The organism is Bradyrhizobium sp. USDA 4452 (genome assembly GCF_054063575.1).
On record NZ_JBSSGK010000001.1, the window covers coordinates 3,899,084 to 3,922,072 of the forward strand.

Annotated in this window: 20 protein-coding genes, 1 pseudogene and 1 riboswitch; of the genes and pseudogenes, 11 read left to right on the forward strand and 10 right to left on the reverse strand. The window is 65.7% G+C overall.

Going from position 1 to position 22,989, the window contains the following annotated elements:
- Window positions 1-91: 91 nt before the first annotated feature.
- From ACVISU_RS18815 to ACVISU_RS18830, 4 genes are all read right to left on the reverse strand, one after another.
- Window positions 92-1,336 carry an MFS transporter gene (locus ACVISU_RS18815; protein WP_456707913.1) on the reverse strand — a complete coding sequence of 415 codons (1,245 nt, stop codon included), beginning with the start codon at window positions 1,334-1,336 and terminating at the stop codon, window positions 92-94.
- Window positions 1,337-1,615: 279 nt separating this feature from the next.
- Window positions 1,616-2,113 carry a type II toxin-antitoxin system HicB family antitoxin gene (locus ACVISU_RS18820; protein WP_050406047.1) on the reverse strand — a complete coding sequence of 166 codons (498 nt, stop codon included), beginning with the start codon at window positions 2,111-2,113 and terminating at the stop codon, window positions 1,616-1,618.
- Between the two features lie 95 nt (window positions 2,114-2,208).
- The gene (locus ACVISU_RS18825) at window positions 2,209-2,664 is read right to left on the reverse strand and encodes a hypothetical protein (protein WP_456707914.1); all 456 of its coding nucleotides are present in this window, start codon (window positions 2,662-2,664) and stop codon (window positions 2,209-2,211) included.
- A 43-nt stretch (window positions 2,665-2,707) separates the two neighbouring features.
- Window positions 2,708-3,382, reverse strand: a complete 675-nt coding sequence (locus tag ACVISU_RS18830) for a DUF938 domain-containing protein (RefSeq protein WP_050406043.1) — start codon at window positions 3,380-3,382, stop codon at window positions 2,708-2,710.
- Window positions 3,383-3,639: 257 nt separating this feature from the next.
- Here ACVISU_RS18830 and soxX point away from each other — a divergent pair, with 257 nt between their 5' ends.
- From soxX to ACVISU_RS18865, 7 genes are all read left to right on the forward strand, one after another.
- Window positions 3,640-3,930: a sulfur oxidation c-type cytochrome SoxX gene (gene soxX / locus ACVISU_RS18835; protein WP_083992212.1), complete on the forward strand. Its 291-nt coding sequence runs from the start codon at window positions 3,640-3,642 to the stop codon at window positions 3,928-3,930.
- Window positions 3,931-3,962: 32 nt separating this feature from the next.
- A complete protein-coding gene (gene soxY, locus ACVISU_RS18840) occupies window positions 3,963-4,457 on the forward strand; it encodes a thiosulfate oxidation carrier protein SoxY (protein WP_050406041.1) in 495 nt (164 codons plus the stop codon).
- A 22-nt stretch (window positions 4,458-4,479) separates the two neighbouring features.
- Complete coding sequence (gene soxZ, locus ACVISU_RS18845; protein WP_050406040.1) at window positions 4,480-4,791, forward strand: thiosulfate oxidation carrier complex protein SoxZ; 312 nt, start codon at window positions 4,480-4,482, stop codon at window positions 4,789-4,791.
- Window positions 4,788-5,648: a sulfur oxidation c-type cytochrome SoxA gene (gene soxA, locus ACVISU_RS18850; protein ID WP_456707915.1), complete on the forward strand. Its 861-nt coding sequence runs from the start codon at window positions 4,788-4,790 to the stop codon at window positions 5,646-5,648. Before soxZ ends, soxA begins: the two co-directional genes overlap by 4 nt.
- Complete coding sequence (locus ACVISU_RS18855) at window positions 5,645-5,959, forward strand: hypothetical protein (RefSeq protein WP_456707916.1); 315 nt, start codon at window positions 5,645-5,647, stop codon at window positions 5,957-5,959. The genes soxA and ACVISU_RS18855 overlap by 4 nt, the downstream gene beginning before the upstream one ends.
- Before the next feature lie 35 nt (window positions 5,960-5,994).
- A complete protein-coding gene (gene soxB / locus ACVISU_RS18860; RefSeq protein ID WP_456707917.1) occupies window positions 5,995-7,743 on the forward strand; it encodes a thiosulfohydrolase SoxB in 1,749 nt (582 codons plus the stop codon).
- Between the two features lie 330 nt (window positions 7,744-8,073).
- Window positions 8,074-9,114, forward strand: a complete 1,041-nt coding sequence (locus tag ACVISU_RS18865; RefSeq protein WP_456707918.1) for an MBL fold metallo-hydrolase — start codon at window positions 8,074-8,076, stop codon at window positions 9,112-9,114.
- Between the two features lie 102 nt (window positions 9,115-9,216).
- Here ACVISU_RS18865 and ACVISU_RS18870 read toward each other — a convergent pair.
- The 3 genes and pseudogenes from ACVISU_RS18870 to ACVISU_RS18880 all read right to left on the reverse strand — a co-directional run bounded on the left by ACVISU_RS18870 (window position 9,217) and on the right by ACVISU_RS18880 (window position 11,864).
- Window positions 9,217-10,045, reverse strand: a pseudogene (locus ACVISU_RS18870) (ABC transporter substrate-binding protein).
- Between the two features lie 5 nt (window positions 10,046-10,050).
- Window positions 10,051-10,824 carry an ABC transporter ATP-binding protein gene (locus ACVISU_RS18875; RefSeq protein ID WP_456707919.1) on the reverse strand — a complete coding sequence of 258 codons (774 nt, stop codon included), beginning with the start codon at window positions 10,822-10,824 and terminating at the stop codon, window positions 10,051-10,053.
- A complete protein-coding gene (locus ACVISU_RS18880; protein ID WP_456707920.1) occupies window positions 10,821-11,864 on the reverse strand; it encodes a FecCD family ABC transporter permease in 1,044 nt (347 codons plus the stop codon). The genes ACVISU_RS18875 and ACVISU_RS18880 overlap by 4 nt, the downstream gene beginning before the upstream one ends.
- A 112-nt stretch (window positions 11,865-11,976) precedes the next feature.
- A riboswitch (cobalamin riboswitch) is annotated at window positions 11,977-12,174 on the forward strand.
- 110 nt (window positions 12,175-12,284) lie between these two features.
- Here ACVISU_RS18880 and ACVISU_RS18885 point away from each other — a divergent pair.
- On the forward strand, window positions 12,285-14,546 hold the full coding sequence (locus ACVISU_RS18885; RefSeq protein ID WP_456707921.1) for a TonB-dependent receptor: 2,262 nt from the start codon (window positions 12,285-12,287) through the stop codon (window positions 14,544-14,546).
- Window positions 14,547-14,658: 112 nt separating this feature from the next.
- Window positions 14,659-14,832 carry a hypothetical protein gene (locus tag ACVISU_RS18890; protein ID WP_172803599.1) on the forward strand — a complete coding sequence of 58 codons (174 nt, stop codon included), beginning with the start codon at window positions 14,659-14,661 and terminating at the stop codon, window positions 14,830-14,832.
- 16 nt (window positions 14,833-14,848) lie between these two features.
- Here ACVISU_RS18890 and ACVISU_RS18895 read toward each other — a convergent pair whose 3' ends face one another.
- Complete coding sequence (locus ACVISU_RS18895) at window positions 14,849-16,159, reverse strand: hypothetical protein (protein ID WP_456707922.1); 1,311 nt, start codon at window positions 16,157-16,159, stop codon at window positions 14,849-14,851.
- 172 nt (window positions 16,160-16,331) lie between these two features.
- Here ACVISU_RS18895 and ACVISU_RS18900 point away from each other — a divergent pair, with 172 nt between their 5' ends.
- Window positions 16,332-17,564, forward strand: a complete 1,233-nt coding sequence (locus ACVISU_RS18900) for an MFS transporter (protein ID WP_456707923.1) — start codon at window positions 16,332-16,334, stop codon at window positions 17,562-17,564.
- A gap of 44 nt (window positions 17,565-17,608) precedes the next feature.
- Here ACVISU_RS18900 and ACVISU_RS18905 read toward each other — a convergent pair whose 3' ends face one another.
- Window positions 17,609-19,288: a CYTH and CHAD domain-containing protein gene (locus ACVISU_RS18905; protein WP_456707924.1), complete on the reverse strand. Its 1,680-nt coding sequence runs from the start codon at window positions 19,286-19,288 to the stop codon at window positions 17,609-17,611.
- A 329-nt stretch (window positions 19,289-19,617) separates the two neighbouring features.
- Here ACVISU_RS18905 and ACVISU_RS18910 point away from each other — a divergent pair, with 329 nt between their 5' ends.
- Complete coding sequence (locus tag ACVISU_RS18910) at window positions 19,618-21,336, forward strand: N-acyl-D-amino-acid deacylase family protein (protein ID WP_456707925.1); 1,719 nt, start codon at window positions 19,618-19,620, stop codon at window positions 21,334-21,336.
- A gap of 146 nt (window positions 21,337-21,482) precedes the next feature.
- On the opposite strand, the gene ACVISU_RS18915 is transcribed toward ACVISU_RS18910, so the two are convergent.
- On the reverse strand, window positions 21,483-22,799 hold the full coding sequence (locus ACVISU_RS18915) for an MFS transporter (RefSeq protein ID WP_456707926.1): 1,317 nt from the start codon (window positions 22,797-22,799) through the stop codon (window positions 21,483-21,485).
- Window positions 22,800-22,989: the final 190 nt, after the last annotated feature.

Below are 22,989 nucleotides of genomic sequence, written 5' to 3' on the forward strand. Positions count from 1 at the left end.
TGGCAGCAGCACGGTCCGGAAAAGTGCGAAGCGGTTTTCCCTCGCGACAAACGCGAAGCGTTTGCGCGGAGACCATGCTCAAATAGCAAGATCAGATGCTTGGGTCCGGGATTTCTTCCACCGCGCGCAATTTCGCCCGCCGCTTGGCGAATGACGCCAGTGACAGCACGACGAGCCCGAGCAGCACCGGCGGAAACACCACCATGTTGACGGCGTTCCAGCCGTAATGCGCGAGCAGCTGGCCCGACGAGAACGAGCCGATCGCCATCATGCCGAACACGAGGAAATCGTTGAACGCCTGCACCTTGTTGCGCTCCTGCGGCCGGTGCGTCTCCAGCACCAGCGCGGAGGCGCCGACGAATGCGAAGTTCCAGCCGACGCCGAGCACGAACAGGGTGGCCCAGAAATGCGGCGCCGTGATGCCGGACAGCCCGATCGTCGCGGCGACCGCCTCGAGCGCCAGCCCGAGCGCAACGATGCGAGGCGCGCCGAAGCGGGCGATCAGCGAGCCCGTGAAGAAGCTCGGGCCGTACATCGCCACGATGTGCCACTGGATGCCGAAATTGGAATCGCTGACCGACAGCCCGCACATTTTCATGGCGAGCGGCGCCGAGGTCATCACCAGATTCATCATCGGATAGGCGATCACGCCGCACAGCGCCGCGGCGATGAAGCGCGGTTGCCTTGCGATCTCGAGCAACGGGCGGCCGCCATGCAGATCCGCCGCCGCGGGCTTCGGCGCGTCGACCCCCGACAGCACCGCCATCGCCACCAGCGCGACCAGCGCCTGCATCACGAACGAGAATGCGAACAGGTAAGGCGGCCAGAAATCCATGGTCCATTGCACGAGCTGCGGCCCGAGCACGCCGGCGAACACGCCGCCGGCCATCACCCACGACACCGCCTTGGGCCGGAACGCGACGCTGGCGCCATCGGCGGCGGCAAAGCGATAGGACTGCGCGACGGCACCGTAGAGCCCGCCGAGGAAGGTCGCGCCGCAGAACAGCCAGAACGACGAGTGCAGGATCGCCCAGGCGCCGAGCGCGCCGGTGAGCGTGCCGCAGAAGGTGCCGACGATGAAGGCGATGCGCCTGCCATAGGCGCGCGAGATCGCGCCGGTCGGCAGCGTGCCGGCGGCAAGCCCCAGCACATACATCGAGAGCGGCATCGTCGCGAGCGAGATGTCGGGCGCCAGCGTCGCGCCGACGATCGAGCCGGTGGCGAAGATCACCGCCGAATTGGCGCCGGTCAGCGCCTGCGCCGCCGCAAGCCGCCACACATTGCTGCGCGCCCGCGCGTCGTCGCTCGCCTCATCCGCAGCTGTCACGTCGATCATCGGCAGTCCCGCCTCGAAGCCCCGGCGGGAGCCTCCAATCGCGCGCACTATGGAGAGCGGGTCGAGGCCGATCAACCGGCGCAAACGGACGAAGGCCATGCGGGAGGCGCACGAGATGGATGGCTCCGCCTTTCGAAATAAGGAGCGGCTAGCACCCTATCCCGTCGTCATTCCGGGGCTCGCGAAGCGAGAGCCCGGAATCCATTCATCCACGAAACGCGCGGAGAAATGGATTCCGGGCTCGCGCCAAGAGGCGCGCCCCGGAATGACGAGCGGAAGCTACCGCGCAGGCTTCCTGCCTGCCCGCTTCTCGGCGCGCAGCGCGCCGGTCTTGTGCACCTTGGAGCGCGGCGCGATCGGGGCGCCGCGCGGGTATCCGCCCGGCCATTCGAGCGCGAGCGAGCTCGCAAAGCCGAAGAAGCTCGAGCGGCTCATGCCGAGCTCGGCGGCGCGCTTGTCGATCCGCGCGATCAGGCTCTTCGGCAGATAGACATTCACCCGTTCGGACGGATCGGGCGGATCGACGCCGACCATGAAGAAGGCGGCGACGTCGGAGCCCTTGGGCGGCACGATCCGCTCGATCGGCGTCGGCTCCGGCAGCGCATGGCCCTGCTCGACCCAGCCGTCGACCGCCTGCGCCAGCGCATGCTCGGCCCGTTCGATCGCCTCCTCCTGGGACTTGCCGCCGGCGACGCAGCCGGGAAAGTCGGGAAACCACGCACCGAACGCGCCGCGCGGACCGCGCTCCAGCACGGCCGGATAAAGCCGTCTCGTCATTCTGGCCTCCGTCGTTGGAGTATGCTATTTCACACACGTCGGTGTGTCAAATGACACAACAGGCGAAAGCGCAGGGGTAAGGCGTGACGCCCAAGTCAACTCGCTGCCAAAAGCCATTCCTTGGCAACCTTCGTCACCAAACCGCCCTCCAAACGACGAGCACGATACGCTTCAACGAGTCCCTCTTCCGTGCCCAGTCGCTTTACATTCGTTGCAATTTCGCTGCTGATTAGCTCTGCGAGTCTTTGGCAAGCCTCTGATTGGCCTACGTCGCCTAGGTCACCCGCGGCAAGGACGATCTCTCTATACTGAGGAAACAGTCTTTCGAGCCGAAAATACAGATGCGCCTGTTCCACGCGATTCGGCTCCTCAGTTCCTGCCCAGGTGAACCAAAGTCCGACATTGATGAACCACTGACCGCCAAAGCCCTTCTCAACTCCAACGAGCGTGACCATTCGATCATTCGAAGCGCGCATCCGGTCTCGCCCCCGCACGAAGCCCTGCTGTAGCAGCGCTTCGAATAGGTCTTCTTTGAATGCGGTCCGATCCATCAATTTCCTGCCCGATGGACATCAATGACCGAGGTCATGGCGGCTACTTCCGCACGAACATCAGGATCATGTTGTTGGCCGGCATCTCGAAGCTACCGGCGAGCTTCAGCCCGACGCTCTCCGCAAGCGTCTCGAGATCGGCGATATCGCGCACGCCCCATTCGGCGTCGCGTTCACGCAACGACGTATCGAACACGGCGTTGCTCAGCGCAGTGTGCTTGCCGCCGCGCTTGAACGGGCCGTAGAGGAACAGCCGGCCATCGGCGCGCAGATGCCTGGAGGCGCCGGCGAACAGGCCCTCGGCGACGCGCCACGGCGCGATGTGGATGACGTTGGCGCAGAAGATCGCGAGCAGTTTGTCCGGACCTTTGCCGTCCGATGGCACAGGCGACCAGGCCGGATCGGACAGATCGATCGGCTGCGGCGGCTGGATGTTGGCGAGGCCGGCATGCGCGCGCCAGGCCGCGATGCTGCGCAGATGCGCGGCATGGAGGTCGCTCGGCCACCAGGTGATATCGGGCGTCTGGCGGGCGAAATACGCGACATGCTGACCGGTGCCGCTGCCGGCCTCCAGCACGTCGCCGGACCGGCCGGCGAGGTAATCCTTCAGGACCGCCCAGATCGGCTGGTGATTGCGGTGGAATGCCGCCGCGTCGAGCCGCCCATCCGCCTCGACCGGCCTGCCGTCCTTGCCGAACTCCACCACGAACTCCGCCACCCTGCTTCTCCTATCGCCTCGCTCAACCGCATGAACATGACAGGTGGAAGGCGCAGGAGCCCGCTCCAGTTCCGAACCACCACGCTTCCATTAACCCCGTCGCAACACGCCTATTCTCCACATTGCCAGCCGATGGCCTTTATGCTTTTCCCTCTTTATATTGCGATGGGATCATCGAGATTGAAGCCCGGGAAACGTCCTTGATCGCCACTTTCGTCAAGCCAGCCTTCGTTCTGGCGCTGCTGGCCGGCACCGCCGTGGCCGCACCCGCGCAGGCCCAATCCGCCGCCGAGGGGCAGAGGCTCGCCTTCGACCGCGGCAAAGGCAACTGCCTGACCTGCCATGTCATCAAGGGCGGCGAGCTGCCCGGCACGATCGGCCCCGAATTGACCGGCCTCAAGGCGAAATACAGCCGCGACGAGCTGATCGCGATCGTGACCGATGAGACCAAGCGCAACCCGCAAACGGTGATGCCGCCGTTCGGCCGCAACCGGATCTTGAGCGAGAAGGAAATCGATGCGGTGGTGGACTTTCTGCAGACGCTGTGACGCGGCGACAATAGCTTGAGGAGATTGTTACGATGAGCATCACGACCAGCGAATTTTCAGGGGCGCGCCGCCTGGTGCTGAAGGGCGCGGGCGTCGCCGCGCTGATCGGCCTCGGCGTCATTCCGTTCGACGTGCCACAGGCGCTCGCCGCCGCCAACGACAAATATCCGGAAGAGGCCTTCAAGCAGAAGAACGAGGCCGACGCGATCAAGGCGCTCTACGGCAAGACCGCCGAGCCCTCCGACAAGGTCAAGATGGACGCACCCGAGATCGCCGAGAACGGCGCTGTGGTGCCGATCTCCGCCACCACGACGCTGGCCGACGTCACCTCGATCTCGTTCCTCGTGAGCGAGAACCCGATCTCGCTGATCGCCTCATACAAGATTCCCGCCGGCACGCTGCCGAGCGTCGCCAACCGCATCAAGATGGCCAAGACCAGCAACGTCACCGTGATCGTCGAGGCCGGCGGCAAGCTCTACAGCGCTCAAAAGGAAATCAAGGTCACCGTCGGCGGCTGCGGCGGCTGAGTTCAATCGAGGGATAATCAAGATGGCATCGAGCATTCGCGTGCGCGCCACGTCAAACGGCGACATCACCGAGGTGCAGGCGCTGATCCAGCATCCGATGGATTCCGGCTTCGTGAAGGACGCCAAGGGCGAGATCATCCCGCCGCATTTCATCCAGGTGCTGACCTTCGAGTATGACGGCAAGCCGGTGTTCGTCGCCGACTGGGGCGGCGGCGTCTCCAAGGACCCCTATGTCAAGTTCGCCTTCAAGGGCGGCAAGAAGGGCGACGATCTGAAGGTCAGCTGGGTCGACAACAAGGGCGCGACCGACACCGCCACGGCGAAAATTCAATGACGTGGCGCTTCGCAATCCGCGCAGCAATCACGACGCTGGCGCTCGGCGTGCTGGCGCTCGCGCCGGCGGCGCACGCAGCCGACAGCATCGATCCCGCCGCCGACAAGGCCGCGTTCCAGAAATTCTTCACCACCAAATTCCCCAAGCTGAAGCTTGAGGATTTCGTCAACGGTCCCTATTCGATGAATGAGGACCTGCACAAGCAGTGGGAAGAGAAGGAGCAGTTTCCGCCCTACGAGTTCTCGCTCGAGGCCGGCAAGGAGATGTTCGCAACGCCGTTCAAGAACGGCAAGACCTACGCCGACTGCTTCCCGAACAAGGGCATCGGCATCCGCCAGAACTATCCCTATTTCGACGAGAAGGAAGGCAAGGTCGTCACGCTGGAGCTCGCGCTCAACCGTTGCCGCGAGGCCAACGGCGAGGCGCCGTTCTCCTATGTGAAGGACGACATGGCGGCGCTCACCGCCTACATGGCCTTCACCTCGCGCGGCAAGCCGATGGACATCAAGATCCCGAACGATCCGCGGGCGCTGGAGGCCTATCAGAAGGGCAAGGAGTATTTCTACACCCGCCGCGGCCAGCTCAATTTCTCCTGCGCGACTTGCCACATCCAGAGCCCGGGCGAGCGGATCCGCGCCGAGGTGCTGGCACCGGCGCTCGGCATCCTGAACGCAATGCCGATCTACCGCTCGGAATGGTCGGGCATGGGCACCACCAGCCGCCGCTTCACCACCTGCAACAGCCAGATCCGCGGCGTGCCGCTCAATCCGCAAGACGACGAGTATCGCAACCTCGAATACTATTTGTCCTATGTCAGCAACGGCCTGCCGATCTCGGGGCCGGGAGCGCGGCCATGAGCGCGGCGATCAAGACCCTCCTCGCGGCGTCCGCGCTGGCGATCACAACGGCGACCCTGGTCCACGCGGCCTCCGAGGACGATTACAAGGCGGCCTATGCGGCGGCAGAAGCCGCCAACAAGCAAGCCGGCAGCCTGCGCAACCAGTGGACCACGACCGCTTCGACCCTCGCCGCCGCAAAAAAGGCCGGTGATGCTGGTGATTACGAGGCTGCCGTCGCGCAGGCCAGGGAGGCCGAGGCACTGGCAAAGGCATCGATCTTCCAGGCCACCAGCGAGAAGGAACGCTGGAAGGACATGGAAGTTCGCTAAAGGCGCGCTGGCGGAAGGCCGCGCGGAGTAAGGCAATGATCATCCGCCGCCGGGATTTCCTGAGAAGCTCAGCCGCCGCGACGCTTGTGGCCGGCCTGCCACGCCTCGCGCGCGGCGCCGATACCGCCAGCGTCTACGACCTCGAACGTTTCGGCAACGCCCGCATCCTGCACCTGACCGACACGCATGCGCAGCTGAGGCCGGTGTTGTTCCGCGAATCCAGCGTCAATATCGGCGTCGGCGCGATGGCCGGCCAGCCGCCGCATCTGGTCGGCAAGGCGTTCCTCGACCGCTTCGGCATCCGGCCCGACAGCGCCGACGCCTATGCCTTTACCTGCGTCGAGTTCGAGAAGGCCGCCGTCCGTTTCGGCCGGCTCGGCGGCTTCGCGCACCTGAAGACGCTGGTCGACAAGCTGCGCGCCGATGTCGGCGAGAAGCGCTCGATCCTGCTCGACGGCGGCGACCTCTGGCAGGGCACCGGGCTCGCCAACGCCATGAACGGCGCCGACATGGTGGAGGCCGCCAATTTGCTGGGCATCGAGGCGATGACCGGGCATTGGGAATTCACCTATGGCGAACAGGTCCTGCGCGACAATCTCTCCCGCTTCAAGGGCGAGTTTTTGGCGCAGAACGTGTTCCTGACCGAGGAGGCCGCGTTCAACGACGCCAAGGCGTTCGATCCAGCCTCCGGGCGGGTGTTCAAGCCGTCTGTCATCAAGGAGATCGGCGGCCATCGCGTTGCGATCATCGGCCAGGCCTTCCCCTATGTGCCGATCGCGCACCCCAAGCGTTTCACGCCGGACTGGAAGTTCGGCATCCGCGACGAGGAGCTGCAAAAGCTCGTCGACGGCCATCGTAACAACGACAAGGTCGAGGCGGTGATCCTGCTGTCGCATAACGGCATGGACGTCGACCTCAAGCTCGCCAGCCGCGTCACCGGCATCGACGTCATCCTCGGCGGCCACACCCATGACGCGATCCCGATCCCGATCACGGTGACCAATCCCGGCGGCGTCACGCTGGTGACCAATGCCGGCTCCAACGGCAAGTTCATCGGCGTGCTCGATCTCGATCTCACGAAGGGCAAGGTCGCCAATGTCCGCTACCGTCTGCTGCCGGTGTTCGCCGAGCTGTTGAAGCCCGATCCGGCGATGCAGGCGCTGATCGACAAGATGCGCGAACCTCATGCCGACGAATGGGGCGACAAGCTCGGCACGGCCGATCGCCTGCTCTACCGCCGCGGTAACTTTTCCGGCACCGTCGACCAGCTGATCTGCGATGCGCTGCTCAACGAGCTCAACGCCGAGATCGCGCTGTCGCCCGGCTTCCGCTGGGGCCTCACCACGCTGGCCGGCCAGCCGGTCACCATGGAAGACGTGCTGTCGGAAACCGCGATCACCTATCCCGAGACCTACGTGGCCACGATGACCGGCAGCCAGATCAAGGATGTGCTGGAGGACGTCTGCGACAACCTCTTCAACGTCGATCCCTATTACCAGCAGGGCGGCGACATGGTCCGCGTTGGCGGCCTCGCCTACACCTGCACGCCGGGCGAGAGCGTCGGCAAGCGCATCTCCGAGCTCAAGCTTCGCAACGGCAAGCATCTCGAAGCCGGCAAGCACTACAATGTCGCGGGCTGGGCCTCGGTCAACCCGCAGAGCGGCGCGCCGATCTGGGATGTGGTGGCCAGGCATCTGCGCTCCGGCCGGCCGCCGAACCGCGACGAGCCCGGCGTGACGCTGAAAGGCGTCGAGGATAATCCGGGCATTGCGAGGCACGGATGATGCGGCGCACGCTCATCGCGGCGCTCGGCCTCGCATAGGGCGCGCCCCATGCAGAACCCGTCATCCCTCCAACCAACTCCGTCACCCTGAGGAGCGCGTAGCGCGTCTCGAAGGGTGCACGGCCCCATTGACCGCGCACGCCAATACTCCTCTCGGAAAGGGCCGGGCCGTCGAACCTTCGAGACGCCGCGTCGCGGCTCCTCAGGGTGACGGTGATGGATCGGGGGTGACGGGACCGGCTTCGCCTGGGGATGGATTTACTTTGAATCGCCCCTATCTATGGAATAATATCCTCTCCATGACCTCGACCCGGAGAACAGGTAAGCCGTCATGATCTTTCGCCAGCTGTTCGACAGCGTGTCCGGCACCTACAGCTACCTGCTCGCCAGCCGCGCCGGCGGCGAGGCGCTGATCCTCGATCCGGTGCTGGAGAAGGCGGACCGCTACTGCAAGCTGCTGCAGGAACTCGACCTCCGGCTGGTCAAGGCCGTCGACACCCATCTGCATGCCGATCACGTCACCGGCCTCGGCGAGCTGCGTGACCGCACGCAGTGCATCACGATCATGGGCGAGCAGAGCAAGGCCGACGTGGTGTCGATGCGCGTCTCGGACGGCGACAGGGTGACAATCGAGGGTCTCTGCCTTGAGGCAATGTACACGCCCGGCCACACCGACGATTCCTACAGCTATCTGATGGGCGATCGCGTCTTCACCGGCGACACGCTGCTGATCCGCGGCACCGGCCGCACCGATTTCCAGAACGGCAGCGCGCGGGCGCAGTATGATTCGATCTTCAACCGCCTGCTCAAGCTGCCCGAGGAAACCATGGTCTTCCCGGCGCATGACTACAAGGGTGACACCGTCTCCACCATCGGCGAGGAGAAGCGCTACAATCCGCGGCTGCAGGTCAAATCGGTCGACGACTATATCGAGCTGATGAACAACCTCCATCTGCCAAATCCGAAGATGATGGACGTTGCGGTGCCCGCCAACATGCATGTCGGCCTGCACCAGGAAGAGCTTGCGAAGGAAGGCCTCTCGCTCAGCGCGCGCGACGCCATCGCAAGCCTCGGCCGGCCCGATATCCTGCTGGTCGATTTGCGCGAGAGCGCTGAACGCGCCAAGCACGGCACGCTCGAGGGCGCGCTGCACGCGCCCTATCCCGGGATTTGCGCCACCTTGCAACCCGGCGGCATGCTGCGCGAGGTCGCCGCTGCGACCGGCCGCCGCGTCGTGTTCTTCTGCGCCTTCGGCGAGCGTTCCGCGATGGCCGTTGCCGCCGCGAAGAAGGCGGGGCTGGCAAACACCGCCCATATCGAGGGCGGCATCGACGCCTGGAAAAAGGCCGGCGGGCGGGTGGTGACGGGTTAGATCACTCTCCGTCATTGCGAGGAGCGAAGCGACGAAGCAATCCATGCCTCAGCAAGCGGAAGGATGGATTGCTTCGCTACGCTCGCAATGACGACGGTAGGCCTATCGCGTCACCCGCTGCAATTCTTCCGTCAACCGATCCAGCGCATCGGCGAGCATCACGCCGCCGCACACGGTGAGCCGCTCCGGCAGCACGATGCGCTTGCTCTCCGGATAGAACCGCTCCAGCGCCGGATGCAGCAGGAAGGCGCGGCCGTCATCCTCGGCGCGATCGCCGGCCTCCGACACCAGGATAAGGTCCGGCCGCAATTTCACGATCGCCTCCAGCGAGGCAAATCCGCCCGCGTCGAGCCCGAGTTCGCCGGCCGCGTTAGTCAGGCCGGTTGCCGCCAGCAGCGAGCTGATGAGGCTCCTGTCGCCCGACACGAAGCCGCGGCGCTCTAGCGGCAACACGCGATAATGATGGGCGCTCGCCACCGTCCGCGCCCGCGCGATCGCCGCATCGAGGCGCGCGATCTCGGCCTGCGCCCGATCGGGATGCTGCACCACATCGCCCATCGCACGGATCTGGTCCTTCACTTCGTCCAGCGTGCGCGGCACCGTGAATTCGACCAGGTGCAACCCCTGCGCCTTCAAGAGGTCGCGCGTCGCGCGCTTGTCGAACAGGCTGACCACGACGACGTCGGGCTTGAGCAGCAGCACATCCTCGGCCTCGCCGGACAGGCGCGGATAGCTTTTTGCTTTCTCGGCCGCCCAGGATTGCCAGGTATCGCGCGGAAAAGCGGCTGAGGCCGAGGATCTGGTCCGGATCGGCCAGAGACAGCACGAGCTGGTCGCTGCAGACATTCATCGAGACGATGCGCGGTCCGCCAGCGGAGGCGGCAGCGCACGACATCGACCACACCGCGACAACGGCTACGAGGCGCCACATCCGCATCACACGTCCGCCCACGGCACGATGACGGCCTCGCGCTGGAATTCGGCACGATACGCGCTGATCCGGAACACGCTGGCCAGCACGCTCTCCGACAACGCCTCAGCGGGTGCGCCATGTGCCGCGAGCCGCCCCTCCGCCAGCACCAGCACGTGATTAGCAAAGCGCGCGGCGAGCCCGAGATCATGCGTCACCACGATGACCAGCACGCCGGTGTCGGCGACATTGCGCAGCTTCTGCATCACATCGATCTGGTGGCGCGGGTCGAGCGAGGCGGTCGGCTCGTCGGCGAGGATCACCGGCGCCTCCACCGCCAGCACCCGGGCCAGCGCGACGCGGCTGCGCTCGCCGCCGGACAGCTCGGTGACGCGGCGATCGCTGAATGCAGTGACATCGACGGCCTGCATCGCCCGCAGCACCGCCTCGATATCCTTCGGCGACAGCCGCGCCGGATCGGTCGCGCCATGCGGATAGCGGCCGAGCGCCACGATATCGCGCGCCGGCAACGGCCAATGCACCATGTGCCCCTGCGGCAGATAGGCGAAGCGCTTGGCGCGCTCGCGCAGCGGCAGCGAGGCCAGTGTGTCACCGTCGATCTTGATGTCGCCATCGGATGGAATGAGCCCGGCCAGCGCGCGCAGCAGCGTGGTCTTGCCGGCACCGTTCGGGCCGACCAGCGCGACCAGATGGCCCGCTTCCAGCGACAGCGAGACGTCGTGCAGCACCTTGCGGCTACCGAGCGAGGCGTTGAGCGCGGTGGCGGAGAGCAGCGTCATGCCACGCCTCCGCCGAGCGCGCGGCGTTCGCGCATGATCAGATACAGGAAGAACGGCACGCCGATGATCGAGGTCAGCACGCCGACCTTGATGTCCGAAGTCGAGGGGATGATGCGCACCGCGATATCGGCGGCGAGCAGCAGCGCCGAGCCGCTGAGCGCGCTCGGCACCAGCAGCCGCGCCGGATCATGACCGATGACGGGACGCATCAAATGGGGAGCAACGAGACCGATGAAGCCGATCGTGCCTGTCACGGCGACCGCGCCTCCGACACCAAGCGCAACGCCGGTGATGACGAGGAGCCGGAGCCGGGCGACATCGACGCCGAGACTTTGCGCGGCCTCCTCGCCGAGCGTCAGCGTGCGGAAGGCGCTCGCCTGGCTGAGCAGGACGGCGGCGCCCGCGATGATGAAGGGCAGCGCCAGCGCCACGTGCTGGAAGCTGCGGTCCTCCAGCGAGCCGAGCAGCCAGAATGCGATCTCGAGCACCACGAACGGATTGCTCGAGAGGTTCATCACCAGCGCCGTCGCAGCTCCTGCAAAGCTCGAGATCGCGAGCCCCGCCAGGATCAGGATCAACAGCCCGGCATTGCGGCCGGCGATCGCGAGCAGCGCGAACACCGAACCGAACGCCGCGATGATCGCCACCACCGGCAGCGCATAGGACCGGACATCGGCGAGGCCCAGAGCGATCACCAGAACCGCACCGAATGCCGCCGATTGCGGCGCGCCGAACAGCGACGGCGAAGCCAGCGGATTGCGCAGCAGGCCCTGCAGCGCCGCGCCCGATAGCCCGAGAATGCCGCCGATCGCGAACGCCAGGATGGTGCGCGGCAGCCGGATCTCGCGCACGATCACCTGCGCCACGTCGCTGCCGCCGCCGAACAGCGCCTCGATCACCGCAAGCGGCGACACCCGCACCGGCCCGATACCGAGCGAGAGCACGCACAGCAGGACCACCAGCGCGAACAGCGCCGCGGTGGCGCCCCACCGGCGCCGCGCCGCGACCTCGGCCGCCAAGGCAAAATCCTGCACGCTCATTGGATCCATGCTCTTACAGCGATCGCCGTGGCAGGCAAGCGACACCCGACAAAAACCGTGGCCGCGCGGCCATTGTCCGACATTCGCCGGGTTGACTTTGCTGCCCGGCCGAACCCTAGATGAACATGACGGTTCTTTCATGTGATGAAAAGGGAATGCGGTGCGGGGAAACTTCCCCAACGCCGCGGCTGCCCCCGCAACTGTATGCGGTGAATCCTTCGTCAAATGCCACTGGGAAACTCGGTCCTGGGAAGGCGGCGAAGGGTAACGACCCGCGAGCCAGGAGACCTGCCGTCAGCCGTGGTCACACGTGAAGATGCCGGTCGGGGAGTACAGGCATGAGCTTCACCTGATGCGAGAGCGCAACGGTGAGACTGGTTCGCGGTGACGTACCACTGACGTTACCGAGGTCTCGCCTAGATGTTCTCCAACGCTTTCTCCCGGCGCCGCCGCGCGCTTCTGCTCGCACTGGCGATGATCGTACCGACAATCGTTCTCTCGACCGCACGGGCGCAGCAGGCCCCCTCGCCCGATCAGCTGCCGGCCGTCGAAATCACCAAGCCGGGCGACCAGAATGTCACGCGCGCCAAGCCGGCCGCTGATGAAGCACCGGCGCCGCGCCGCCCGGCGCCGGGTACCGTGCAAGGCAACAATGTCGGCAGCGGAGCCGGATCGAACACGACGGCGACGGCCACCGGAACGGGTGGAACGGGTGGCGGCCGCCAGTTCGCCGGCATTGTCGGATCGTCCTCGACCGTGATCACCGCCGACGACATCGCGCATTCGCCGCGACAGTCGCTGCCCGAGATTCTCGCGCAGGTGCCCGGCGTGCAGCTGCAATCGCTCTATGGCGGCCCGAACGGCGCCAAGACCGCGGTCGACCTGCGCGGCTTCGGCGCATTCGCCTCTGACAACACACTGTTCCTGCTCAATGGCCGCCGCCTCAACGACGTCGACAAGGCCGGCTTCGACCTCACGACGATCCCGCTCGATTCGATCGCGCGGATCGAGATCACACGCGGCAACAGCGGCGCGGTGCTGTATGGCGACAACGCGGTCGGCGGCGTGGTCAACATCATCACCAAGACCGGCGCCGGCGGTCCACCGGCCACGATCAGGGCCGAAGGCGGCTTCGGCGCGTTCAACACCCGCATGGCCGCGGTCTCCACGGCGCTCAATGCGGGTCCGTGGTCGACCTCGTTCTACGGCAACGGCATCAAGTCAGACGGCTACCGCGTCAACAACGCGCTCGACCAGCGCAACGCCGTCGGCAACGTCAACTACACGACGTCAGATCTCACCGCCTTCCTCACCGTCACCGGCAGCGACCAGAAGCTCGGCCTGCCCGGCGGACGGCTGGTCGATCCGTCGATCGGCGTCAACGAGCTGCTGACCGATCGCCGCGGCGCGGCGACGCCGTTCGACTATGCCAACCAGCAGACTGCCAGCGTCACGGCCGGTTTCACCAAGACGCTGATCAACGGCGTCGACCTCATCGTCGACGGCGGCTGGCGGCAACGCGAGACGCAGAGCGGCTTCTTCGGCACCGTGCCGACCATCAGCTTCGCCTCGACCTACAATGACGCCGCGCTCGACACCTGGTCGCTCACGCCGCGCCTCAGCGTCAAGACTATGATGCTGGGGATGCCGTCCACGATCCTGACCGGCATCGACTATTACGATTCGACGTTCCGCGAGGCGCGCGGCGCCTATCAAGGCGTCGAGCCCTTCCACGTCTACAATATCGAGCAGCAGAGCGTGGCCGGCTACTGGCAGCATACGCTGGGTCTGCTGCCGACCACCGATTTCTCCTACGGTGCGCGCGTACAAAACACGAGCGTCTCGGCGCGCGACCGCTACGATCCGAACGCGCCGTTTGCCTTCGACACGCAAGCAGCGCCGCTCGACAGCAACGAGACCCAATATGCACTGCATGTCGGCGCCGAGCATCGCTTCACCGACGCCTTCTCGGTATTCGGCCGCGCCGCGCGCGCCTTCCGCACGCCCGATGTCGACGAGCGAGTCGCATCGGGTCCGGCGTTCGACCCGCTGACTTTCGCCCCGATCCCGCAGAATTTTCAGCTCAAGACCCAGACGTCGCAGGACGTCGAGGGCGGCTTCCGCGTCAAGACCAACCTGTTTCAGGTGCAGACCAGCGTCTATCTGATGGATCTCGAGAACGAGATCCATTTCAACCCGGTGCTGTTCTACAACACCAACCTCGACCCCACCCGCCGCTACGGCTCAGAAACCAGCGCCTCGCTCAAGGTCAGCGACAGCGTCACCCTGCGCGGCGGCATGGCAATCACCCGCGCCGTGTTCCGCGAAGGCATCTGGGCCGGCAACGACGTGCCGCTGGTGTCGCGCACCACCGGGAATCTCGGCGTGACCTGGAATATCTGGCAGAACTATCTGGTGTTCGACGCCACGGTGCGGGCCTGGAGCTCGCGCATCATGGACAACGACCAAGCCAATACCCAGAGCCGGATTCCCGGCAACGCCACTGCCGATGTCAAGCTCAGCGGACAGGTTGACCGCTTCTTCTGGTCGGTCAGCGTGAACAACCTGTTCAACGCGCTCTACTACGACTACGCCGTTGCGAGCTCGTTCACGGCCGGCCGCTTTTCGGCCTATCCGCTGCCCGGCCGCACCTACATGGTCAAGGCAGGCGCGACGTTCTAGGGCAATGATTGGCGCAGCGGAGCGGCCCGGCCGCGCCATCTCCTCACGTTACAAGCCGCGGGGAACTGGAGTAGAATTCCGGCAGATAGTTTGACCCGCGCAGGGGAAACGCATGGCCAAGGCCGGAAGGACGAGCAGGGGCAGCACAGGGAGCAACGACAAGACCGACGACAAGTCGAAAAAGCCTCCGCCGCCCGCAGCGCCGCAAGACGACGACTATTATGAGGATGGCGACATCGCCACGCCGAAGCTCGATCGCTACGGCAATGACGACGAGCCCTTGTAGGACACGGCAACATCTATCACCGTCGTCCCGGCCTGGTGCGCAATTGCGCACGGGAGCCGGGACCACGTGTTGAGGGATCGCGCAAGAAATCCTCGCTTTCGATCTCCTTGATACTCGCGCGGTCGAGCAGATGCGCACCAAACCCGCCGCGGGCCAGCGACGCGGCGATCGGCGGCGACGCCAGCAGTAGTGCGGTGGTCATCGCGAGCGGCACGGCACTGAGCCAGTCCAGCCGCATCGGCGTCAATTCCTCGCTGCTTCCTCGATAGAGACCTTCACCGGTGGCGATGCGGCCGCATTCCCGGATCAGGTCGCGCCGGGTGCCGTCGCGCGATGCGCTGCCGAGCAGCGCCTGCATGGCGAGATGCGTCCGCACCCCGGCGCGGCCATCGGGCAGCAGCGTCGGCGTCTCGCCGAGCGAGACACGCAGCAACAGATCGACCAGATCGGTGCCGGACTGGTGCGCGTTCATGGGCTCGACCAGCCGCGGATTGCAATCGATCAACAGCGGCGTCGTGCTGTCGAGCGGCATGATGACGTCGACCGAGAGCGCGCCGTGCCAGTTGAGATGCGCACCGATGGTCTCGAGCACAGCGCGGATCGCCGGCCGGCTGACGCTCTCCTTGATCGCCTCGCCGCCGCCGACTCCGGCCGTGATCTGCCGGTAGGCGTGGAAGCCGATCAGCGTGCCGCGGCAGAACACCGACTGCGCCTTCTCGACCGTGCCGGTGATGAGATCCTGCGCCAGCACCTCGCCGGCAAAGTCGCCAGCGGATTCGAGGTCGTAGAGCGCGCGGTTGAGATCGCCGGCGTCGCGCACGAACCAGATGCCGCGGCTCGCGGTGCCGACCGATGTCTTGACCACGGACGGAAACCGCACCGCCTCGCGCAACTGGTCGGCCGAATTCACGATCCGGGTCGGCGGCTGAGGCAGCCCGAGCTGGTCGAGCAGCCGGCTGAAGCCTGCCTTGCTGTGCACCGCGCGATAGCTGTCGAAATCCGGCAGCGCGAGGCCGGCATGGGATGTCAGCCGCGGCGCGGCGCGAGCGAACAGAAACCCCTGCTCATGAGTCGGCAGCAACACATCGAAATGCCGCGACGCCAGCAGGCGCTCGACGAAGCCGAGGAAGCCGGCCGGATCCGACCGCAGCGGCGGACAATGGTGGTACTTGCGGACGAAGCGGGAATAGCGCGCCAGGCACCAGCGTGAGGGGTCGCAAACCTCGACGTGATGGCCGGCCAACCCCAGCACCGTGATCGCCTCGCGGCCGGAGGTGCTGGAGCCCTCTGACACAAGCACCTTGAGCTGCTTTTTGGGATCGATCATGACCGATCATCACCGCAAGACCGCACTTTGTCGCCGCCTTTAATGCCGCATGTGTCGATCCGGCACGCCCGCGCCGGGGGCAGCCATGCGCCCGCGTTCATGGACAATTAGCGCCCAGCCTCTATTTTCTGCCGGCCCTGCCGGGCTTTGGAAAAAGTGGGTTGTCACGGACATGGTCGACATTCTGGCCGCACCGCAGCAAGCTAAAGCCGACAGCGCGCTACGCACGCTGACGGGGATTTCGGTCGCCCATTGGGTCAGCCATTTCCATATCTTCGTGCTGCCGATGCTGTTCCCGTTCCTCAAGCAGCAGCTCGGCGTCGGCTATGTCGAGCTCGGTTTCGCGCTGACGGTGTTTGCGGTGGTCTCGGGCCTCACCCAGGCGCCGATCGGCTACCTCGCCGACCATATCGGCGCCCGCTCGATCCTGCTGATCGGGCTGACCATCGGCGGGTGCGCGCTGATCGGGCTCGGCCTGCATCTGAGCTATACGTCGCTGATCGTCTGTGCCGTGGCGCTCGGCCTTGCCAACAGCGTCTATCATCCGGCCGACTACGCCATCCTCTCGGCCCATATGGACGAGGCGCGGATGGGCCGCGCCTTCTCGATCCACACCTTTGCCGGCTTCCTCGGCGGCGCGGTGGCGCCTGCGATCGTGGCAGCCCTCGTCGCCTCGATCGGTGGCCTCGGCGCGCTGATCGTCTCCGGCGCGGTCGGACCGCTGGTGGCACTGTTCCTGATCGTGCTCGGGATTCCCGATGCCGGCGCCAACAAGAACAAGCCGAAGGACGACGCGGCGCCGAAGGTCGGCGTGATCACCCCGGCGCTGATGATGCTGACTGTCTTCTTCACGCTGCTCAGCCTGTCGACCTCGGGCATCAACAATTTCGGCGTGGTCGCATTGATGGGCGGCTATGGCGCGTCGTTCTCGACCGCCAACATCGCGCTGACCGCGACCCTCGGCGCAAGCGCCGCGGGCGTGCTCGCCGGCGGCTATCTCGCCGACTGGACCCATCGCCACAGCCAAGTCGCTGCGGGCTGCTTCGCCGTCAATGCCGTGCTGGTCGTGCTGGTCGCACTGGTGAACCTGCCGCCCGTGGCGCTCACGCTTACGATGGGGCTTGCCGGATTCCTCGGCGGCGTGATCGCGCCGTCCCGCGACATGATGGTGCGCAACGCCGCCCCGCCCGGCGCCGCGGGCCGCGCCTTCGGCATCGTCTCCACCGGGTTCAACTTCGGCGGCATCGTGAGTCCGCTGCTGTTCGGCTGGATCATGGATCAGCACATGCCGCGTTGGGTGTTCGGCGCCTCCGCGGTCTTCATGGTGTTGACCGTGCTGCTCGCGCTGGTCACCGAGCGCAAGCCGAAGGCCGCTGAGCTTGCGATCCACGCGCAACCCCGTTAGGCGATCACTCTAACCGCGCAGCTACTGTCGGCAAAAGGCGCGATTCACCGGCCCCAGAATGCGGGCGTCGTCTTGAACCGGCGCCAACTCTTGCGCAGCGTTTTCGCCACCGCGATCTGATCGCGAGCCAACCAGCCGGCCATCGCGCCGATGCCCAAATGCAGCGCAGGCTGGTCGTCCTGCGCGATGGTGTGGAGCAGCACGCGCGTGCTGCCGATGTCGCACACCCGCCCGAGGCTGTTCTGCAGCCCGGCAAGCCGCTTCACGTAGCGCTTCGCCGGCGCGTGGGCGGCGTAAAGCGGCAGGAAGAACTCCGCCGCATAGCGTAACTTCTTGAGGTTGATCCTGAGATTATGCTGGGCGTGGATATCGAGCCGCCGGAAGCCCGCACCCCGCTTCAATGTCTTGCGATGCAATCGCTCCAGGATCCTGTCGGCGAGCACCGGTATCGGTTGCGACAGGACAGCCAGTGCTTCGCTGTCGATCTCGTTGCGCCAGCTACGGCGTTCCGCCAGATGCCCCAGCGAGAGCAGGAAGCGGCTGCAGCGGGGATCCGCCAGAACGCTGTGCAAGGTACCGTAGCTCGACTTCTGGCGCTGCTCGACCGCCTTGCGGAGGCCGTCCAGGTCGATATCCGGAACCGCGCTGACCAGGCGGGTGATCGTCGTTCCGGCGAAGACGTCCCAGTCGCGGGCCTGACCGAGTTGCCGCATCAGCCATTTTGCTTCGCTGTTGATCGCCAGAAATGCCGGGGATGGAATGTCGCGCCGGAACAACGCACAGATCGTCCGCAAGCGCCGCAACGCCACGCGCATCTGGTGCACGCCTTCGGGGTCCGATCCCTGCTCGGCCACCGCATGATTTTTCAGCAGATGATGCCAGCAGGAGCCCACCAACAATGCGATGACGTCGTCGACCACGAGGTCCGCGGTGATGCCCGACAATTCGGCCTTCGCGGCCGATGGCGCGACGTCGAACGCCAGCGCATAGCCGCGCTCCGCCTTGCTGCGCGTGCCGATCTGCAGCGGCGCTGCGTCGAGCAACTGCGTTCCAAGATCGAACAGGACGCCGGCATTGCCTCTCTTCAGTTCAAGCTCCATTTCCGACAGCACCTCCTGGCGCGCATCGGCCTCGATGGTCCCCTCGTCGAAGGCGACTTCAACCGATGCATCGGGCAGATCGAGCTGCCGCGCGTGCCGGCGAACTTTTGTCGCGAACACCGGCACCAGCACATCGTTGCTCAGCGCCGCCACGGGATCGCCGATCTCGTCGGCGGGGAACCGCGCCAGATCAGGGGCGATGCCTTCAACCGGCACCTCCCATTGGCGTCGCGACAGAGGCTGCGCGCCATTGGGCGCAAGCTTCAGCGTCTGGATGAAATTCTTGCCGCTTCGTCGCACGCGCAGTGACATGCCGTGCTGAAACAGGAGTCGCTCCGGCGTGTCGTAATAGACCGTTTCCAGCCGGTGAAATGCGCCGCGATTGCGTGCGTACTGCACGATACAGGGTGCCTCGCGCAGTTTTTCGAGGCTTCCTTGCGGCGCAAGCAGCTTGAGTTCGATTTCCGCCTGATCGCCATGCCTGACGGCAATGGCAGTCCCCGCATCGGTCACGACCGGCCGCCGTCCATTCAACGAAATCGCTCCCAACATGGTGTATGAAGGTTTCATGACAATGACAAGGCATATCGGGCTATTGCAGCCCGGGTTGGCCGCAAGTTCCATCTAAGACCACCCCCTTTATGTTGGATTTGGCCGCATCGCTATCCAAGCGCGAGAAGCGCGCTGAAGCGTAATGCGCAACAGGAATTCATTCCGATCGCCGCGACAGCACCTGCTGGAGGCTCGGGTCGATCCGCGACGGTTTCATCGAGATGAACCGCAGCGGCCCGCTGCATCGGCCGTGGCGCCACGGTGCTGCTGACGCGCGATAGCGCAACACGCGCTGGCTAATCATCGCCAGCGCATCCCAGAGCTTCACCGGCGCCGGTTGACAGCATCAAGGGCTCACCCATGATGCCGCATAACCAAGAACAGCCTCGGGATGAAATGCCATGACCTCGACCCCAGACCTCGTGATCCGCGGCGGCAACATTGCCGACGGCAAGGGCGGCGAACTCTACGAAGCCGATGTTGCAATCACCGGCGGCAAGATCACCGAAGTCGGCAAGGTCGCAGCCAAGGGCAAGGAAGAGATCGACGCCCGCGGCAAGCTCGTCGCGCCCGGCTTCGTCGACGTCCACACCCATTACGATGGCCAGGTGACCTGGAGCCAGGACATCACGCCGTCGTCGCAGAACGGCGTCACCACGGCGATCATGGGCAATTGCGGCGTCGGCTTCGCGCCATGCCGGCCGAGCGACCACAACAGGCTGATCCAGCTGATGGAGGGCGTCGAGGACATTCCGGAGCCGGTGCTCTCCGCCGGCATTCCCTGGGCGTGGGAAAGCTTCCCCGACTACATGGAATGGCTGTCGAAGCGCAGTTTCGACATGGACATCGGCGCGCAGCTGCCGCACGCGGCGCTGCGCGTCTACGTAATGGGCGAGCGCGGCGCACGCCGCGATCCGGCAACGCCCGAGGACAACAAGGCGATGGCGGCGCTCGCCGGCGACGCGGTGCGATCCGGCGCGCTCGGCTTCTCGACCTCGCGCACGCTCAATCACCGCACCTCGACCGGCGATTACACGCCGACGCTGAAGGCGGGCGAGGACGAACTGACCGCGATCGCCGGTGCGATGCACGGCGTCGGACGCAGCGTGCTGCAATTCGTGCTCGACCAGAGCACCGTGCACGAGGACCTGCCGATGATGCTGCGGGTCGCCGAGAACACCAAATGCCCGATCTCGTTCTCGGTCGCGCAGGCCGACAAGGCGCCGCGGCGCTGGCGGCAGACCATGGACACCATCAATGAGGCCGCCGCGCGCGGCCTGTCGATCACGACCCAGATCGCGGCGCGGCCGGTCGGGCTGCTGCTCGGGTTGGAATTGTCGCGCAACCCGTTCCAGACCCATCCGAGCTATCGCGAGATCGCGAGGCTCCCGCTGGCCGAGCGGCTGACGCATCTGCGCCGGCCCGATGTACGCGCCGCGATCCTGAGCGAGAGCGCGACCGCGACCGACGATCCGCTGTTCTTCCGGCCGAACTACGACAAGATGTATCTGCTGGGCAATCCGCCGGATTATGAGCAGCCGCCGGAGAACGCTCTCGGCCCGCAGGCGCGCCGCCAGGGCCGCCGGCCGGAAGAGCTCGCCTATGATGCGATGCTGACCGACGAGGGGCGCGGCATGCTCTATGTGCCGTTCCTGAATTATGCCGACGGCAATCTCGATGCCGTGCATGAGATGCTGCGCGAACCCAGCGCCGTGCCCGGCCTGTCCGACGGCGGCGCGCATTGCGGCATCATCTGCGACGCCAGCTTCCCGACCTATCTGCTGACGCACTGGACGCGCGACCGCAGCCGCGGCGAGAAGCTCTCGATCCCGTTCGTGATCGCGGCGCAATCGCGCAAGACCGCGCTCTCGGTTGGCCTCACCGATCGCGGCGTGATCGCGCGGGGCTTCAAGGCCGACGTCAACGTGATCGATTACGACCGGCTGCATCTGCATCCGCCGAAGGTACACTACGACCTGCCGGTCGGCGGCCGCCGCCTGCTGCAGCAGGTCGACGGCTACGACGCCACCATCGTCTCCGGCGTCGTCACCCAGCGCGCGGGCAAGGCCACCGGCGCACGCCCGGGCCGGCTGGTCCGCGGCGCGCAGGGAATGAATTGATCGCGTAGCTCGTAGCCCGGATGGAGCGACGCGCAATCCGGGACAGGTCCATATGCGGACAGAGCGGCCCCGGATTGCGCTGCGCTTCATCCGGGCTACGGACTCTCACCCTCCCTGGAGGGGGACGGTCGAAGCCGCGCGTCCCCTTACGTCGGCGACATCGCGCGCTTGATTGTGCCCGCGGGCTGCGACGTGCCGGTGAGGCGCGCGCGCTCGGTGTTGGGCCACAGCAGCAGCAATCCGAGCAGGCCGGAGCCGGCCATGATCGCGGCGTTGATGGTGAAGCCGCTCATGTAGCCGGCCATCGGCGTTGCCGCGTGCTGGATCACATTGCCCATCACCATCGGCGCCAGGATGCCCGAGATGGTGTACAGCGCGCCGTAGATCGCGATGATCGCGCCACGCTGCGATACCGGCGTGAACTCGCCGAGCATCGGCGGGCAGACCACGTAGATCGAGCCGCAGAGGCCGGAGCCGATCACAAGGGCTGCGATCATCAAGCCGCCGGGCGGCGCGTAGGGCAGCGTCGCGAGAATGCAGCCGCCGATGATCAGGGGCACCGAGCCGAGCACACCGCGCGCACCGCGCGTGGTGAAACCGCGCGCCAGCATCAGCTGCGAGATCCAGCCGGTCAGGATCACGATCGTCGCACCGAAGATCCAGGGCAGGATCGAGACGAAGCCGGCCTGTTGCTGCGAGAAGCCGAGCCCCTCGATGATGAAGGACGTGAACCAGGTCAGTCCGAGCGACAGCGCCCAATAGGCGCCGAAGGTCGCGATGACGCAGCCGACGAAGGTGCGTGAGGTCAGCAGCTTCCAGTAGGGAATCCGTGGTTCATCGGCAATGACGGCGACCGTCGAGACCAGCGGCCCTTCCCTGCCGAGCGCAAACCAGGCGACGGTCCAGAGCAGGCCGACGATGCCGAGCGCGCCAAAGGCGTGATGCCAGCTGTGATTGACGATGATCCAGTTCAGCGCCGGCACCGCGAGGATCACGCCGAACGCCGACCCCTGTGACAGGATTGCGGTCGGCAGCGTGCGCTTCTCATCCGGAAACCATTTGTAGATGGCATGCGCTGCCACCGAGAAGGCCGGTCCCTCGCCGGCGCCGAGGATGATGCGGCAGATCGTCAGCGTCGTGAGGCTGACGGTGCCGATCATCGGAAATTGCGCCAGCGACCAGATCACCGCCAGGACCAGCAGGACCCAGCGGGTGTCGACGCGATTGACGATGAAGCCGACCACGATCGCCGAGATCGAAAACAGATAGAAGAACGACGAGCCAAGATCGCCGAACTGCTCCGGGGTGAGACCCATCTCCTTCCGGATCGGCACGCCGGCGAGCCCGACCACGATCTTGTCCGCAAAGTTCACCACCATGAACAGGAACAGCAGGAAGGTGATGGTCCAGGCGCCCTTGGGCGTCCCGGTTGACGTCCCCTTGGACATCGGTTGCGTCGTCATGTCTGGCTCCCCGTCGTTTCGTTTTTGGCTTCGTAAAATCGGCCCCAATTGGCGATGCTAGCCACGCCTCGGCGGGCAACGCAACAACGCATTTTCCCGGGGGGCGGCCGCCCCGGTACGGCCGTAACGACCGATCACGATCGCGTCGGCGCGGCCGCGAAGCGGTGATCTGTCATGGGCCGCCTGCTAT

Bases quoted from the DNA above. Each gene is read 5' to 3' on its own strand.
- ACVISU_RS18890 (WP_172803599.1), top strand. From the start codon at position 14,659: ATGGCCAAGGCCGGAAGGACGAGCAGGGGCAGCACAGGGAGCAACGAC.
- soxY (WP_050406041.1), top strand. From the start codon at position 3,963: ATGAGCATCACGACCAGCGAATTTTCAGGGGCGCGCCGCCTGGTGCTG.
- ACVISU_RS18815 (WP_456707913.1), bottom strand. From the start codon at position 1,336: ATGATCGACGTGACAGCTGCGGATGAGGCGAGCGACGACGCGCGGGCG.
- ACVISU_RS18820 (WP_050406047.1), bottom strand. From the start codon at position 2,113: ATGACGAGACGGCTTTATCCGGCCGTGCTGGAGCGCGGTCCGCGCGGC.
- soxB (WP_456707917.1), top strand. From the start codon at position 5,995: ATGATCATCCGCCGCCGGGATTTCCTGAGAAGCTCAGCCGCCGCGACG.
- ACVISU_RS18910 (WP_456707925.1), top strand. From the start codon at position 19,618: ATGACCTCGACCCCAGACCTCGTGATCCGCGGCGGCAACATTGCCGAC.
- soxZ (WP_050406040.1), top strand. From the start codon at position 4,480: ATGGCATCGAGCATTCGCGTGCGCGCCACGTCAAACGGCGACATCACC.
- ACVISU_RS18885 (WP_456707921.1), top strand. From the start codon at position 12,285: ATGTTCTCCAACGCTTTCTCCCGGCGCCGCCGCGCGCTTCTGCTCGCA.
- soxA (WP_456707915.1), top strand. From the start codon at position 4,788: ATGACGTGGCGCTTCGCAATCCGCGCAGCAATCACGACGCTGGCGCTC.
- ACVISU_RS18880 (WP_456707920.1), bottom strand. From the start codon at position 11,864: ATGAGCGTGCAGGATTTTGCCTTGGCGGCCGAGGTCGCGGCGCGGCGC.
- ACVISU_RS18900 (WP_456707923.1), top strand. From the start codon at position 16,332: ATGGTCGACATTCTGGCCGCACCGCAGCAAGCTAAAGCCGACAGCGCG.
- ACVISU_RS18855 (WP_456707916.1), top strand. From the start codon at position 5,645: ATGAGCGCGGCGATCAAGACCCTCCTCGCGGCGTCCGCGCTGGCGATC.
- ACVISU_RS18905 (WP_456707924.1), bottom strand. From the start codon at position 19,288: ATGGAACTTGCGGCCAACCCGGGCTGCAATAGCCCGATATGCCTTGTC.
- ACVISU_RS18865 (WP_456707918.1), top strand. From the start codon at position 8,074: ATGATCTTTCGCCAGCTGTTCGACAGCGTGTCCGGCACCTACAGCTAC.
- ACVISU_RS18875 (WP_456707919.1), bottom strand. From the start codon at position 10,824: ATGACGCTGCTCTCCGCCACCGCGCTCAACGCCTCGCTCGGTAGCCGC.
- ACVISU_RS18895 (WP_456707922.1), bottom strand. From the start codon at position 16,159: ATGATCGATCCCAAAAAGCAGCTCAAGGTGCTTGTGTCAGAGGGCTCC.
- ACVISU_RS18915 (WP_456707926.1), bottom strand. From the start codon at position 22,799: ATGACGACGCAACCGATGTCCAAGGGGACGTCAACCGGGACGCCCAAG.
- ACVISU_RS18825 (WP_456707914.1), bottom strand. From the start codon at position 2,664: ATGGATCGGACCGCATTCAAAGAAGACCTATTCGAAGCGCTGCTACAG.